13 protein-coding genes are annotated in these 15358 nt (G+C 70.6%); 5 read left to right on the forward strand and 8 right to left on the reverse strand.

Annotated features, from left to right (window positions below; translation table 11 throughout):
• The first annotated feature begins 55 nt into the window (after nucleotides 1-55).
• Together E1286_RS00405 and E1286_RS00410 are read left to right on the forward strand one after the other, a co-directional pair.
• Nucleotides 56-1486, forward strand: a complete 1431-nt coding sequence (locus E1286_RS00405; protein ID WP_132607980.1) for an MFS transporter — start codon at nucleotides 56-58, stop codon at nucleotides 1484-1486.
• Between the two features lie 18 nt (nucleotides 1487-1504).
• On the forward strand, nucleotides 1505-2479 hold the full coding sequence (locus tag E1286_RS00410; RefSeq protein ID WP_132607982.1) for a saccharopine dehydrogenase NADP-binding domain-containing protein: 975 nt from the start codon (nucleotides 1505-1507) through the stop codon (nucleotides 2477-2479).
• 83 nt (nucleotides 2480-2562) lie between these two features.
• Here E1286_RS00410 and E1286_RS00415 read toward each other — a convergent pair whose 3' ends face one another.
• On the reverse strand, nucleotides 2563-5778 hold the full coding sequence (locus E1286_RS00415; RefSeq protein ID WP_165969499.1) for a family 78 glycoside hydrolase catalytic domain: 3216 nt from the start codon (nucleotides 5776-5778) through the stop codon (nucleotides 2563-2565).
• Nucleotides 5779-6220: 442 nt separating this feature from the next.
• Here E1286_RS00415 and E1286_RS00420 point away from each other — a divergent pair, with 442 nt between their 5' ends.
• Genes E1286_RS00420 through E1286_RS00430 form a run of 3 tightly spaced genes read left to right on the forward strand, consistent with a single transcriptional unit; the run spans nucleotide 6221 to nucleotide 8610 of the window.
• Entirely contained in the window at nucleotides 6221-7249 is a 1029-nt protein-coding gene (locus E1286_RS00420) for a LacI family DNA-binding transcriptional regulator (protein WP_132607984.1), read from the forward strand.
• A 34-nt stretch (nucleotides 7250-7283) separates the two neighbouring features.
• Nucleotides 7284-7784 carry a hypothetical protein gene (locus E1286_RS00425; RefSeq protein WP_187368091.1) on the forward strand — a complete coding sequence of 167 codons (501 nt, stop codon included), beginning with the start codon at nucleotides 7284-7286 and terminating at the stop codon, nucleotides 7782-7784.
• Nucleotides 7756-8610 (forward strand): alpha/beta fold hydrolase, encoded by an 855-nt coding sequence (locus E1286_RS00430; RefSeq protein WP_223189388.1) that lies wholly within the window; start codon nucleotides 7756-7758, stop codon nucleotides 8608-8610. The genes E1286_RS00425 and E1286_RS00430 overlap by 29 nt, the downstream gene beginning before the upstream one ends.
• Here E1286_RS00430 and E1286_RS00435 read toward each other — a convergent pair.
• The 7 genes from E1286_RS00435 to E1286_RS00465 form a co-directional block, all read right to left on the reverse strand.
• Entirely contained in the window at nucleotides 8579-10279 is a 1701-nt protein-coding gene (locus E1286_RS00435; protein WP_132607988.1) for a nitroreductase/quinone reductase family protein, read from the reverse strand. The two genes, E1286_RS00430 and E1286_RS00435, sit on opposite strands and share 32 nt — an antisense overlap.
• Nucleotides 10280-10606: 327 nt before the next feature.
• Nucleotides 10607-11359, reverse strand: a complete 753-nt coding sequence (locus E1286_RS00440; RefSeq protein WP_132607990.1) for an ABC transporter permease — start codon at nucleotides 11357-11359, stop codon at nucleotides 10607-10609.
• Between the two features lies 1 nt (nucleotide 11360).
• Nucleotides 11361-12092: an ABC transporter permease gene (locus E1286_RS00445; protein ID WP_342776144.1), complete on the reverse strand. Its 732-nt coding sequence runs from the start codon at nucleotides 12090-12092 to the stop codon at nucleotides 11361-11363.
• An 11-nt stretch (nucleotides 12093-12103) separates the two neighbouring features.
• Nucleotides 12104-13009, reverse strand: coding sequence for an ABC transporter ATP-binding protein (locus E1286_RS00450; RefSeq protein ID WP_132607994.1), 906 nt, complete (start codon nucleotides 13007-13009; stop codon nucleotides 12104-12106).
• Between the two features lie 93 nt (nucleotides 13010-13102).
• On the reverse strand, nucleotides 13103-13753 hold the full coding sequence (locus E1286_RS00455) for a response regulator (protein WP_132607996.1): 651 nt from the start codon (nucleotides 13751-13753) through the stop codon (nucleotides 13103-13105).
• Entirely contained in the window at nucleotides 13750-14913 is a 1164-nt protein-coding gene (locus E1286_RS00460; RefSeq protein WP_246074266.1) for a sensor histidine kinase, read from the reverse strand. The genes E1286_RS00455 and E1286_RS00460 overlap by 4 nt, the downstream gene beginning before the upstream one ends.
• 65 nt (nucleotides 14914-14978) lie before the next feature.
• Nucleotides 14979-15263 carry a hypothetical protein gene (locus tag E1286_RS00465; protein ID WP_132608000.1) on the reverse strand — a complete coding sequence of 95 codons (285 nt, stop codon included), beginning with the start codon at nucleotides 15261-15263 and terminating at the stop codon, nucleotides 14979-14981.
• Nucleotides 15264-15358 lie beyond the last annotated feature (95 nt).

Genomic DNA, 15358 nt, shown 5'->3' on the forward strand with positions numbered 1-15358 from the left:
CCGTGTATGGTTTAGGCTAACTCGAACATAGATGTTCGACTTAGGGGAGGATTCGATGGGCCATGACGTGGCTCCTGCCGTGACGCGTACCGGCGGGTGGGGTGTGGTGGTGTTGTTGTGCCTGGCGCAGTTCATGCTGATCGTGGACATCACAGTCGTCCAGGTGGCGTTACCGAGCATCGGCACGGACCTCGCCCTCGACCGCGGGTCGCTGACCTGGGTGGTGACCACGTACACGCTCTGCTTCGGTGGTCTGATGGTGCTCGGTGGGCGGCTCGCCGACGCGCTGGGCGCCCGGCGCACTCTCCTCGCGGGGCTGGCGCTCTTCACGGCGGCCTCGCTGATGTGCGGGCTGGCCGGGAACGGCGCCGTGCTCATCGCCGGGCGTGCGCTGCAGGGCGTCGGCGCGGCGCTGCTCTCCCCGGCGGCGCTCGCCGTCATCACCGCCACGTTCCACGGCGAACGGCGCGGCCGCGCACTCGGCGTCTGGGCGGCGATCGGCGGTACGGGAGCGGCCCTCGGCGTGCTGCTCGGCGGTGTGCTGACCGCGGGGCCGGGGTGGACGTGGGTGTTCTTCGTCAACGTCCCGATCGGGCTGGTGACGTTCGGGGCCCTGCTCGCCGTGGTGCCGCCCATGCCCGGGCGAAGCGAACGGCTCGACGTGCCCGGCGCCCTGGTGGTCACGCTGGCCACAGCACTGCTGATCTACGGTCTCGTGACGGCGGGCGACGCGGGCTGGGGAGCGGTGAGCACAGTGCTGCCGCTGGCCGGGGCCGTCCTGCTGTATGTCCTGTTCGTGGTGATCGAGCGGTCGGTACGGTCACCGCTGATGCGCGCCGAGACCCTGGCCAGGCGGCCGGTGATCTCCGGCTCGTTCGTCATGCTGGTGGCGACCGGGCTGATGCTGGGCCTGTTCTTCGTCAGCTCGCTCCATCTCCAGCACGTCCTGGGGTTCAGCGCGCTCGAGACGGGGCTGCTCTTCCTGCCCGTGGCCATCGCGATCACGATCGGGGCGCAGCTCGGCGGGCATCTCATCGGCAAGATCGGCGGACGGCCGGTGGCTGTGGCGTCCTTCGTCGTCACGGCGGCGGGGGCGGCGCTGATGACGCGCATCTCGCCCGACGCGAGCGCCTACACCACGTTGCTGCCGGGGTTCGTACTGGCGGCCCTGGGCATCGGGCCGGCGTTCGTGACGGCCACCACGACCACCATGGCGAACGTCCCGCACGGCGAGAACGGCGTCGCGTCCGGCGTGATCAACACCTTCCACGAGCTCGGCGGCTCCATCGGAGTGGCCGCCGTCTCCACCGTCGCCGCCTCCAGCCTCGTGCCCGGCTCGACCGGTGGCGTGGGGGGCGTCGGCGGCTTCGTGGCGGGGCTCACGCTGTGCGCCGTCGTCGCGGGCGTCGCGGCGGTCGTCGCGCTGGGGCTGGTGCCGCCGGGCAAGCCGGCGACGGCCTTCGTCGGCCACGGTCACGGCCACTGACCCGTCGGGGGCAGAACCATGCGGACCATCCTCATTCTCGGCGAATACGGCGCGGTCGGACGGTGGGCCGCCGCCGCCCTGACCGAGCATCCCGGCACCCGGGTGATCGCGGGTGGACGCAACCCGGACCAGGCCAGGCACGTTCCCGGGACCACCGCGATACGCGTGGACGCCGCCGACCCCGAAGACCTGGACCGGGCGCTGGACGGCGTCACCACCGTCCTGATGTGCGCCGAGATCGACAATGGCCGGGTCGCCCGTACCTGTCTGGAACGCGGCATCGGCTACGTGGACGTGTCGGCCTCCCACGGCGTCCTGGCCGAGATCCAGGACCTCGACGACCTGGCCCGGGAGCGCGGTGTGACCGCGGCCCTCAGCGTCGGCCTCGTCCCCGGGGTCACCAACCTGCTGGCTCGCGTCCGCGCCGAACGGGAACCGGCCGGTGAGGTGCGCATCGGGGTGCTGCTCGGCTCGGGGGAGCAGCACGGAGCGGCGGCGATCGCCTGGACCCTGGACGGGCTGGGCGCGCTCGCCGGCTCGTGGACGATGCGCTTTCCCGAACCGTACGGCATGCGTACGGTGCACCGATTTCCGTTCTCCGATCAGTACACCCTGCCCGGCACCCTGGGCGTTCCCGCCGCCCGTACCGGACTGTGTCTCGACTCCCGCCTGCTCACCGGCCTGCTCGCCGTGGCACGGCGGCCCGCCGCCGCCCGCCTGCTGCGCCGGCGCGGGGTTCGCGAGCTGCTGATCAGGGTCCTGCGGAACGTGCACCTGGGCGGCGACCGGTTCGCCGTGACGGTCAGTTCGGGCACCGCCCGTGCCTCCTTCAGCGGGTCGTCGCAGAGCCGCGCCACCGGCCGCGCGGCCGCGCTGCTCATCCGCGACCTGCCCGCGCTGCCACCCGGCGTCCGGCACATCGAGCAGTTGGTGGATCCGGCCGCCTTCCTGGCCGAGCTGGCCGCCGGCGGGTTCGACCTCCGGCTCGACTGACACGAGATGACGCTCTCGGGCTACTTGGCCTGTGGCGTCCGCAGCCCCGTCCGCGGACGCCACAGGCCCATGGGAAACGACCGTCAGCCGGTCACCGTGAAGGTGAAGGTGCCGGACGGCGCCCGGTGGACGGCGTGGTCGCCGTCCATCCGGAGGAACGCGGTCCGGTGCGGGGCCGTGACGAGGCGTCGATCCTTGGCAGGGACCCAGACCTCGGCGGTGGTGTTCGGGGGCACCTCGACCGTCAGCCTGAACCGGCGTTCGTCCTTGGTCCACTCGGACCGGACGAGGCCGTGCGGCGTCTCGTAGGCGCCCTTGACGAAGGTGAGGTCGCCGACCGGTCTGGGCTGGATGACCAGGCGCTGGTAGGCGGTCGAGCCTTCGGCCTCGCGGATGCCGGCCAGGCCGGTGTGGAACCACTCCTCGATCTGGGCGAGGATCATGTGGTTCTTGGAGTCTCCGCGGTTCCAGCGTTCGCCCATGGTGGTCATGCCGTTCGGGTTGGCGCTGGTCGACTCCATGAAGAACCCGTAGCTGGGTTCGTCGTTCTCCTGCAGCAGGTCCCACAGGACGTCGTCCCTGCCGCCGTCGGCGAGCGCCCGGACGATCGGCCCCATTCCGATGGTGCCGCCGCTGAAGTGCGGGCCTTCCCCGTTGGGGTGGTAGGCGCGCACGAGCTCGACGAGGGCATCGAGGACGGCTTGGCGTTCGGTCTGCGGGACGAGGCCGGCGTCGAGGGCGAGCGCCTGCGCCGTCTGCGTCGCGCCCGCGGTCCCCGCGTTGCCGTCCGTGGTGTACCGGCGCAGCTCCTGGTTGTAGAAGTGGGCGTTGAAGGCGTTCTTGATCTCTGCGGTGAGCGCCTCGTACCGCGTGGCGTCCTCCGTGTGACCGGTCAGCGCGGCCATCTCCGCCAGCTTGCTCATCATGACGTAGTAGCCCCACGTGCCGGTGATCCGGCCCGAGGTCTGGTCGGCGGCCACCCAGTCGGCCAGGGCGGCGTCGACGATGTGCGCGTCGGCGCCGGTGCCGGCCTTCTCCCGCTGGATGTAGTCGGCGAAGTCGACCATCTGGTCGTAGTACCGCCGCATCGTCTCGGTGTCGCCGTAGAGCTCGTACAACATCGAGGGAACGAGCACGATGGCGTTGCCCCAGTTGATCTCGTCGCCGAAGCGCCCGCTGTATCCCCAGTCGTAGACGGGGGTCTTCAGCGCCACGTTGCCCCGCATCGGGGTCTCGGCGACCGACTGTCCTTCGACGAGATGCCGCATCGTGGTCTTCAGGTACGCGGCCAGATTGTGGTCACGGTGAATGGCGCCCATCGGCATCGTGTAGTCGGCCGGGTAGGACAGCTTCTCGCGGCCGGGGCAGTCGGTGAAGACCGACATGATGTTCGAGGCGAAGGAGTAGCGGGCCATCGTGTGGATGCGGTTGACGCGCGCGTTCGAGGTGGTCACCCGGCCCGCCACGGGCGTGTCCGCCTGCAGCCGGATCCCCTTGATCAGGTCCTTGCCGGGGGTGTAGCCCTCGGGCAGGCCGGTGACCTGGATCCACTGCATGCCGAAGTAGTTGAAGTCGGGGTGCCAGGTCTCTCCGCCGCGGAGTCCGGCCGTGGTGTAGGTGTTGAACAGGTCGCGGCCTCGGCTGCCGCCGCCGCCCATCAGGGAGGCCTGGTCGACGGTGCCGTCGGCGGCGAGCGACTCGGCGGGCGACATGCGGATCGTCACTCCGGCGGGGACCCTCCCCTTGAGGTTCAGCTGCGGCCAGCCGGTGATGTTCTGGCCGAGGTCGAACACCCAGACGCCCGGTTTCGGGTTGCTCATGGAGACCGGTGTGAAGGTCTCGACGGCCTTCACCGGTTCGGCCGTACGGGCGACGAGCTTGGTGGCGAGGTTCGGCGGCGGCGCGATGCCGGCATCCACCCACGACATGGCGGAGCCGTCACGCCTTTCCGCGCCGGCTGACAGGTCCGCGCCGGGAGAGTCCCAGCCGACCTGCTCGCGGCGCGCGTCGTAGTCCGCGCCGGAATACCACGCGTCGGTGACCAGCGGCCCGAGCGCGGTGCGCCAGCCGCGGTCGGAGACGATGACGTCCGTCGAGCCGTTGGTGTAGGAGATCTCCAGCCGGGCGATCATGCGCGGCGTGACCGCGGCGCCGGCGCTCGCGTCGCTCGCGGCGATGTTGTTGCCCGATCCGGTCACCGACGCGCCGGTGGGGTGCGGCTTGGACAGCGCGGGAGTGAAGGAGATGCCCGTCCCGTCCGGGCCGGCGGTGCCGATCGCGGTGATCGTACGGGATTCGAGGTCGTCGCCGCCGTCACCGGTGTCGATGTTGACGGTGCCGCCGATGTGGTAGTTCGCGACGTTGTCCAGTTTCACGGTCGTGGCGCCGGCCGCGGTGTCGGCGGCCAGGGTGCCGTTGCCCTTCAGTTGGCTCTGCCACCAGGAGTAGGGGGCGGTACGGCCGACGGCCGGGTTCGTGACGCTGCGGCGTACGTAGGCGGGACCGTTGCCGAGCCGGACCCCGACGGTGTTCGCTCCCGCGCGCAGGTCGTCGGTGACGTCGTAGGTCCGGTACTCGCTGGAGAGCTGGTAGTTGGAGTTGCCGGGCGCGAGCACCTCGTCGCTGAGCTCGCGGCCGTTGAGCGTCGGCAGGTGCAGCCCCACGCCGGAGAGATAGAGGCGGGCGCCGGCCACGCGCTTCCCGTGGTCGATGTCGAACGAGCGGGCGAAGATCGGCATCGGCCGGCCTTCGGTGCGGCCGGGGTACTCGATCCAGCGGGCAGGCTGCCAGTCGCTCTGCCGCAGCAGGCCCATTTCCCACGACGAGGGCTTGCTCCAGTCCGACGGCTTCTGCTCCGCGTCCCAGACACGCACGCGCCAGGTGACCTTCTGGCGTGAGGCCAGTGGCCGTCCGGCGTAGCGGACACCGGACTGAGTGGCGGATTCCACCTTGCCGGAGTCCCAGAGCAGCCGCCCGCGCCTGAGGTCGGCATCGCTCGCGGCGGCCTGGATCTGGTACGCGGTCTGCCGGTCGCCCGGGCAGGCGGCCTCGGACCCGGGCCGGTGGCACGGGTGACCGGCGGCCTGCCGGGTCTGTGTCATGCGCCAGCCCAATAAGGGGTTGGCGCTGTCGAGCCCGAGAGGCTGATCTCGTCTGCCGTCCACCTGCAGGCCGACGACCTCTACAAGGGGTGGTCCACCGGCGGTGGCCGGTGAGGCGGTGAGCGGGTGTGAGAGGACGAGAGCGAGGGACACTCCCAGTCCGGCGAGCAGATTTCTCCGGCGGCGCACTCTGGACACAGGTCACTCCCTTCCGGCCGACGTTGCCCGGTCGGCCGGTGACTTCGCCTGCGGGTGACGGAGGCGGTGCGGATGGCCGACACGACGTCGGGGCCTGGAAGGGCTCCTCTCGGGCCGTTAAAAACGATTTAAGAATCCCGTGGAATGTCGTTAACGTAAGCTTTTCCGCAAAAGCCGTCAAGAGCGGTTTTGAGTAACGATTCACGTGCTACTCGCAGCTACCGCAGCTGGGAGCTCGAGGATTTGGGTAACGGTATCCATGTTTCTTCGCCGGTCGCGAACGGTGCCGTCGGGCAGCCGGTTGAAGGTGTAGGCGTGGGATCGCCGGCGGCGTGGTCGTGCCAGGCGGAGCCCGTCCTGGTCCTCGGCGGGCGTGCAGTTCCCCAGCCGGAACAGGCCGAACGGCTCATAGACTCGACGAACGTCCCGGGAATGGAGTTTCATGGTCACGCCTGGTCGACGACGGGTGACGATCGCCGATGTGGCGAGTCACGCTCAGGTCTCCGTGACTGCGGTGTCCAAGGTGATACGGAACGCCTACGGTGTGAGCCCGGCCATGCGAGAGCGGGTCAAGAACGCCATCGACGAGCTCGGCTACCGGCCGCAGGTGGTCGCCCGGGGGATGCGGGGGCGCACTTTCACGATCGGCCTGATGCTGCCGCATATCAGGAACCCGTTCTTCGCCGACATTCTCGACGGCCTCACCGAATATCTGCAGAGCACCGATTACCAGGCGTTCATGATTCAGGGCGGCGCCACCCGCAAAGTCGAGAGCCGGGCGGTCGACGCTCTCATGGACCGCCAGGTGGACGGCATCATCATGGTCGCTCCCCTCGCCTCGAAGGCGCGGCTGGAGGAGGTGGCGAAGGAGAAGCCCACCGTGGTGCTCGCCCGGCACGAGCGCTCGTCGTACTACGACTCGGTGCACGACGACGACGAAGCGGGCGCCGAACTCGTCGTGAACCATCTCATCGCCCTGGGGCACCGCCGGATCGCGCACATCACGCATCAGGACGACAGCCACGCACGCCCGTCCGACCTGCTGCACAACATCAGGGCCGCGACCTACGAACGTGTCATGCGCGAGCACGGGCTCGCCGACGAGATCGCCGTCGCGAAGAGCTTCCATCACGAGAGAGGCGGCTACGAGGGTGCCCGTGAGCTGCTGAGCCGTTCCCCTCGCCCGACGGCGATCTTCGCGGGAGCCGACCAGGCCGCGCTCGGCGCGCTCGCCGCGGTCCACGAGGCCGGCCTCGCGGTCCCCGTGGACGTCTCGGTCGCCGGCTACGACAACACCCACCTGGGCGCGCTGCCCTACATCGCCCTGACCAGCGTCGACCAGGACGGCGCGGTCATGGGCCGGGCCGCGGGCCAGCTGCTGCTGGAACGCGTCGAGGGCCGCATGTCCGCGGTGCGTTTCACCGTGACCCCGAGCCTGGTCGTCCGCGGCTCCACCGGAGAAGCTGCTTGACGGCTGATAGCAAGTACTTGCTATTGTTCGTCAAGTGAGCACTGCTGAGCACGTGGAGTTGGCGCGTGAGCTGAGGCGGCTGGTCGAGGTGCGGATCGTCGACCCGCTGGAGATCCTGCTCGACCCGGCCGACGGCGAGGGCGGGGTGGGTGACGTGCGGGAGCGCTTGCGGGTGCAGGCCGAGGTGTGGGCCGCGCAACTGCTGGGGCCGGACGAGCGGCAGGCCGGCATGACCTCCGCGCGGCTGATCGCCGCGCTCTTCCCCGGCGACGGGCCGTTCGACCCGCCCGACGAGTGGTGGCGTACGCCCTTCGGGCGCGCCGTGGCGCGGCGGGCGGGGCATCCGGGAGCGGAGGCGGTCGGCTTCTCCACCGCCGCGGCGATGCTCGGCATCACCCGCCAGGGTGTTCACGACCTGGTCAAACGCGCGAAGCTCGACCGGCACCCCAGTGGCGGGGTGACCACCGCGTCGATCCGCGCCCGGCTCGCACTACCCAAGGAGCAACGTGTCGCAGCACGACGTGACCATCACTGACCACACGATCCCGCTCGCCGTACGCGACCACGGCGGCGACGGCCCGCCGTTATTGCTGCTGCACGGCCTGGGCGGCACGCTCGACGCCTGGCAGGAGCTGGCGCCGGCGCTGACGGGCGCGTACCGCGTGGTCGCGATGGACCTGCGCGGGCACGGCCTGTCGGGCGACGCCCCCTGGGAGTGGGACGCCGTCCTCGACGACGTCGAAGCGGTGGTCGATCGCCTGGGGCTCGGCGCGCCGGCGATCGCCGGCCACTCGCTGGGCGGGATGCTGGCCGTCCTGTGGGCCGCGCGCCATCCGGAATGCCCGGCCGTCGTCAACCTCGACGGCCTGCGCTCCGCCGAGAACGACCCCGCGAACTACCCCGGCATGGACCCGGCCCTGGTGACACAGGAGCTGGCGCGGCTGAAGGCGATGTTCGACGCGCAGCAGGCGGCGATGGCCCGGCCGTTGCCGCCCGAGCAGGTCGCCGCGCTCCCGCCGCGCGCCGTGACCACCTCAGGCGGCGACAGTCACCTGCGTCCGGGCCCGGAACTGCTGGCCGCCGTACGGTACGCGCCCCACTTCCGCGACGCCGTCCCGGCACTGCGGGCGGTACGGTGTCCCACCCTGGTGGTCCTGCCCACCCAGGACCCGCCGGGCATGCCCGGCGGCGAGCTCATGGCCGCCCTGCGCCGAGGGGTACGCCGTGACCTGGCGCCCATCGCCGCGGCGCACCCGCACATCCAGGTGGTGGAGCTGGCGGCCAGCCACAACATGGTGCAGGAGAAACCCGGCGACGTGGCACAGTTGATCAGTGACTTCCTCCAGGACACCAGTCGCTGAGGCGGCGCAGGAACGTCATGGCGACGGCGGGCGGGTCCTGCGCCATCACGCTCACGTGGAAGGCGTGCGGCATGCCCTCGTACAGGTCGAGGGTCACCTCGACGCCGGCGGCCGCCGCGGCGGCGGCGAAACGGCGGGCGTCGTCCAGCAGCACCTCCGCGGTCCCGGCCACCAGCAGGAGCGGGGGCAGGCCGCGCAGGTCGCCCTGAAGCGGAGACTGCGGCGCCTGGTCGGCGGGGGCTCCGGCCAGGTACTGCGCGATGACGTGCTCGACGAACCGGCGGTTGACCACGTCCTGACCGTCGTCGGCGTCCAGGGACGGGCTCGACAGGGTCAGGTCGGTGAGCGGGGAGATCGCGACGGCCGCGCCGGGCAGGGGATCGCCCGCCTGCTTGAGCGCCAGCAGCGCCGACAGCACGAGGGTGCCGCCCGACGACTCGCCCGCCATGATGACGCGGCCGGCGGGAACGCCCTGGTCGAGCAGGCTCCGGTAGACGGCCACGACGTCGTCGACGGCGGCGGGGTACGGGTGGGCGGGGGCCAGGCGCTGGTCCGTCTTGAAGACGGGACGGCCGGTGGCCTGGGACAGGCGGTAGGCCATGAGCGGCTCCAGCGCCGGCTGCGTGTGCTCGAAGCCGCCTCCGTGCACGTACAGCGTCACGCCGTCCTCGGCGGCCGAGCCGGTGACCCACTGTCCCGGTACACCTCCGGTATGGGGGAGCCGGGGCGTCACGTCGGCGTCGAGCGGCGGCGCTTCGGCGGTCAGTGACCGCATCACGGCCATCACGGCCGCGCGGTCGTCGGGGGTGGCGGGGATGCGGGTGATGTTCGAGTGGTCCTCGTGCCGGGGCGGTAGCGCGTTCATCAAGGGGACGAGGTGCCGTTCTTCGTAGGCGAGATGGTTCTCGATCTCCGTGATGAGCCGGTCCACCTGGGTCAGCAGGCCGGCCGGGTCCGCTGAGAGCAGCTCTTGCAGGTCGTCGAGGAGGCCGGCCAGCACGGTGTGCTCGGCGTGCAGCCGGTCCAGGACGGCGTCGAGCTCGGGGTGGCGGTCACGCAGGTACGGGAACAGGTCGCCGCTTTCGACGGTGTGGTGGTGGTGCAGCCCGGCGCACAGGGTCAGGCAGTTGACGCGCAACTGCGCGCCGAGTCCCGGTCCCGAGGCGGCTACTTCGGCGCGCACCAGGGCCAGCTCCCGCCGGAAGGAGTCGTGGAGCGCCTTCAGCACCTCGCCCTCCGGCAAGTCGGGGAAGGAGCCGGAACGCGGAGTCAGCGCGACGACGGGCAGGACGCGGCCGGACTTGGCCTGATAGTCGGCCCAGCCGGGATCGGCTTCCACGGCGCGGGCGAAGAGCCGGTCGCGTTCCTCGCCTTCCAGGACGGTCGCCTCGGCCTCGATCGTGAAGACCCCGGTCTCCACCGTGACCTGAGGGTCGGCCCGCAGGTTGTGGTACCAGGCCGGGTGGTGCGGCGCACCGCCCGCCGAGGCGATGAGCAGCATGCGGCCGCCCTCGTCCGGTAGGTAGCCGAGCGGGACGGTGCGGCGGGCTCCCGAGCGGGCGCCGGTGGTGGTCAGGAGGAGCAGCCGGGCTCCCTCGAAAGGGCCGCCCACCCGTCCGCGGCCGGCGCGGAATTCCTCGATGATCTGCTGGTTGAAGTCGTGCGGCATTCTCTGCTTTCTTGCCGAAAAAATGCGCCCGGTTTTCGGGCATGACGAATGGACCACGTCGCCGAAACAAGGGCCGGCGGTGGTGAAGGAATGACGGAAAAACGCGCGGCAACGGTCGGCGATTTCGCCGATCCCGTGGGAACGCGCGGGGAAAGGAGGCTTCAGGTCAGGAAGGCGGAGACACGGCGGACCTCGCGGCCGCCCGGCGCTCACGCAGCGGCCGGGTGCCTCACTCGCTTGTGGCCCATGGCCGACCCGGCAGTCACGCCATTTACGCTATCGCCGGTTCACGAGTGAGGCAACTCCAGGAAATCGCGGAGAAGAAAATCAGGTGCGGGTGTCACGGCGGTCGAGGATTGACACGGTCGCGGTCGTCAGGAGGACGGCGAGGGTCACCGCGGCGATCACGATGGAGGCGACGTCGCCCGCGGTGACGGGGCCGGTGTCGGCGAAAGTGCCGGTGCCGAGCTGGGTGGCCCGGCCGATGAGCGCGTACGGGAGCACGAAGACGGCGGCGTCCAGCTCGGCCAGGAGCAGCACCACGGACACGCCGGCGCCCGCGAAGGCCACGGCGATCGGCGCGGCGAACGATCGCATGATCATGGAGAGCCCCGACTGCAGGACGGCCACCGGCACGCACGCCAGCACGATCAGGATGCTGATCAGGAAGTACTCGCCCGGCGGCATGCCAGGCAACCCGAAGACCAGGCTCCCGATGACGATGACGGCGACGAGCAGCACGACCTGCGTCGCCGCCGCCAGCACGGCCACGACGACGGCCTTGGCGGTCACGATCCGCCAGGACGGCGTCGGCCCGCTCATGAGCGCGTTCCAGTTCCCGCCCCGGTGCTCGGCCCGCCACACCAGGGAGGCGAGGATCCCGATCCCGATCGCGAGCGGGAAGAGGCCGTGGAAGACGACCGACCGCAGCCACATCGTGTGCCAGCCGTCTTCGGGTCGCTCGCCTGAGGCGAGCGTGCCGGCCGCTCCGGAGAGCACCATGGCCACCGGCAACAGCACGACGACCGCCCAGCTCAGTGAACGCTTCACCTTGAGGAATTCGGCGCGAACAGCACCCATGTCAGATCTCCCGGCGGTCGAACGAACCGGTGACGAGCAGGAAGAGAGCGGCGCCGACGACGCCGAGCCCCGCGACGCTCGCATACGACGGAGTGAGGGCCACCAGGTCACCGTCCCGATAGCCGGCGGCGGCCACCAGCGCGTAGTACCCCCAGGGGGACACGTGCGCGAGCCAGGGCGGCAGACCGGAGGCGAACACCGCGACCATGGATCCGAGCACCCCGATGCCCAGCCCGGCCAGCTGGTTGTCGATCCGGGCGGACAGCAGGACGTGCAGGGCGAGGACGACGAGGTTCGTCGCGAGGACCGAGGCGGTGTGGCCCAGCCACAGCCCGGCCGGAACTGCGGCGGTGACGCCCAGCAGGAGCCCGGCCCCGATGACGAGCACGCTCTGGAGCACCGTCGCGACGGTCACGACGGCGCCGACGGCGACGAGCTTGACCCGGCAGAGCCCGCCCGGCGTGATCCCGGAGGTCTGGGAGAGCAGCCAGCCGCCGCCCTCGTGCTCGATGTCGACCTGACGGCTGGCCAGCACCGCCAGCATGATCGGCGAGACCATCGGCACCGCGAGCGACATGCCGCCCAGCAGCAGCTCCCAGGAGCGTGCGGCAGGATCCGCGAAGTCCGGGCTGGTGATCGCGCTGAACATCACCAGGCCGGTCACGGCGGCCACCATGACGATCGCCACCGGGGCGATCCGCAGGTGGCGCATCTTGGCGAACTCGTTCGCCACGACACGGTCCATCACAGGCCCCCGCCCCCGGTGAGGTCCATGAACACGCCTTCGAGCGACTGCTCCTCGCGGCGCACCCCGTGGACGCCGATGCCGGCGCCGACGAGGCGCGCGACGACCTTAGCCGTAGCGTGGTCGTCGAGCCCGGACAGACGCACCGAACACCCGTCGAGGCGGCTCTGGAACTCGCCGGTGAGCAGCGCGTTCGCGTGCGTGGGGTGGGAGGCGTCGATGAGCATGTCCGGGGTGGAGGCGGCGAGAAGCTCGGCGCGGGTGCCCTGGAACAGCAGCCGCCCGTTGCTGAGGATGCCCAGCATGGTCGCGGTCTTGTCGATCTCCCCGAGCAGGTGGCTCGACACCATCACCGTCACCCCGCCCTCGGCCAGGCGCCGCAGGAGGTCACGGATCTCCTCGATGCCGGCCGGGTCGAGCCCGTTCGTCGGCTCGTCGAGGATCAGCAGCCGGGGCTCGCGCGCCAGCGCCATCGCGATCCCCAGCCGTTGCTTCATGCCCAGCGAGTAGTCGCGGACCTTCTTGTCGAGCTGGCCCTGCAGCCGCACCGTGCGCACCGCGCGGCCGACCTGGTCGTCATCGATGCCCAGGAGGCGTTGCACCAGGCGCATGTTCTCCCCGCCGGTGAGGTGCCCGTATCCGGGCGGGGATTCGATGAGGGAGCCGATCCGCCCCAGCAGCTCCCGCCGCGTCGAGCGGTTCATCGGGCGCCCCATGACCTCGACCTGCCCGCTCGTGGGCCGGATCAGGGACAGGAGCATCTTCATGGTCGTGGACTTGCCCGATCCGTTCGGCCCGAGGAAGCCGTACACGCACCCTTGCGGGATGCGCAGGTTCAGGTTCTCCACGACGGCACGTTTTCCGTACCGCTTGGTGAGTCGATCCGTGGACACGATGCAGGACATGCGATCCACCGTCCCAACGTCGTCGGCGCGAATCGTCTCCCAGAAAGCGGATCTTTCACGTACGGCGTATGCCTCAAGGCATACTCCCCTCGGTCAGCGCCGGCCCGCCTGCACGAGGCCGCTCTCGTAGGCCAGGACGACCGCCTGCACCCGGTCACGCAGGTGGAGTTTGGTGAGGATCCTGCCCACATGCGTCTTCACCGTGCCCTCCGACACGCTCAGATCCTCGGCGATCTCCGCGTTCGACAAGCCACGGGCGACGAGACGCAGCACCTCCAGCTCCCGCGGGGTCAGCTCCTCGAACCGCCGCGGGTCCGGTTCAGGGGCGCCGGTGAAGTGGTCGAGAAGCCGGCGGGTGGTGCTCGGGGCGACGACCGCGTCGCCGAGGTGCACGTGCGTGATCGCCGAGACCAGGTCGTTCAGCGGTGCGTCCTTGAGCAGGAACCCGCTCGCACCCGCCCGGAGCGCGTCGTAGGCGTACTCGTCCAGATCGAACGTCGTCAGGATCAGCACCCTCGGCCCGTCGGACGCGCGGATCGCCCGGGTCGCCCGCACGCCGCTCATCCGCGGCATCCGGACGTCCATGAGCACCACATCCGCCTCCACCGTCCGGAGCAGTTCCAGTGCGGTGTCGCCGTCGTCGGCCTCGCCGACGACCTCGATCTCGGGACGGGACTCGAGGACCATCCGCAGTCCCATCCGGATCAGCTCCTGGTCGTCGACCAGCACGATGCGTATCGTCATTCCGCCCCTCCAACCGGGAGCACCGCCACCACCTCGAACCCCTGATCGGCCCGTGAGCCGGTCCGCAGCGTGCCGCCGTAGGCGGCGACCCGCTCGCGCATCCCGACCAGCCCATGGCCGTCGGCGGCGGGGCCGTCGCGTACGCCCTGCCCGTCATCGGTGATCCGCACCTCGATCTCTCCCTCCCGGTGGCGCAACGCGACATCGACCCGGCGCAGCCTCGGGCCGGCGTGTTTGCGGGCGTTCGTGAGGGCTTCCTGCACGACCCGGTACACGACCAGATCGAGGCCCTCGGACAGATCCCCGGGCTCGCCCGACACCGTCATCCTGACGGGAAGCCCCGCCGCGCGCGACTCCTTCACCAGGCGATCGAGCTGGGCGATGCCCGGCTGCGGCGCGTGCGATCCCGGTTCCCCGTCACGCAGCACGTCCAGCATCCGGCGCATCTCCGCCAGTGCGGTCCGGCCCGTGTCGCGCACGGTGAACATCGCCTGTTCGGCACGTTCCGGCTCACTGCGCACTTTCAGGGCCGCGCCTTCCGCCATCAGTACGACCACGCTCAGGCTGTGGGAGACGATGTCATGTATTTCCCGGGCGATCCGGGCCCGCTCCGCCGCGGCCGCGATCATCGCCTGGGCCTCACGCTCCCGTTCCAGCTGGAGCGCTCGCTCGCGCAGACTCGCCACGTAGTCACGACGGATCCGGACCGTCGTTCCCCACGTCCACGCCCAGACGGCCACAAGAACGAGCAGGCCCAGGTCGAAGACGGAGAGGTCGTACTCCTCCAGGCGCGGCGCCACCGTGACCAGCGACCAGAGCACCACCGCGCCGGCCGCCGGGAGCGAAGCCGTCCACGGGAACCGCACCGCGACGTTGTAGAGCGCGAACGCCAACATGATGTCCGCCGGGAGGATGCCCACGCCGAGCACGAGCTGCACGCAGGCCGTCAGCAGGATGACGCCGAACACCGCAAACGGATGCTTCCGTCGCAAGACGTACGGCGCGCACAACCCGGCGGAGACGGCGACCCCGATGGGCGACCCGTCCGGGACGTACGCCACCTGGATCGGCAGGTTGTAGCCGAACACCGCCAGCGCCACGACCAGATCGACGACCCACGGACGCTCCCGCAGCCACGACGCGTTCGCCCTTCGTCTCATCCGGCCCAAAATAACCGCCGCGACGCGCCACGTCTCCATGGCGATCACCGATCGTGCTGACCGCGTCAGGCGGGCACGACGCCGTCCCACTCGGCCAAGGGGGCGCAGTGCCAGGCGTCAGCGAGGCCGTGGGGATGCCATCCGCGGGCCCCGGACGGCGAGCCGTCGACGACGCTCGCCAGGACCGCGGCGAAGGAGCCCAGGGTGGTGATGAGGCCCGCCGGATCGCTCTCGGTCCGGACCCGCATGTCCATGGTGCTGAGCTCCCGATCGCCTGCGACGAGATCGGCGGAGTACCACAACAGGCACTCGCTGATGTGGGCCACGGTCCGCGCGACCGTCCAGTCCATGCCCGGAGTGGGGGTCGTGGCCCATTCCCGGTCCGAGGGCGAAGCACGGGAATGCCCGCATTTCGCCCGCCGTCCGGAGCACCAGGTCGCCGTTC

The sequence above is a fragment of the Nonomuraea terrae genome, from assembly GCF_004348995.1.
Taxonomy (GTDB): domain Bacteria; phylum Actinomycetota; class Actinomycetes; order Streptosporangiales; family Streptosporangiaceae; genus Nonomuraea; species Nonomuraea terrae.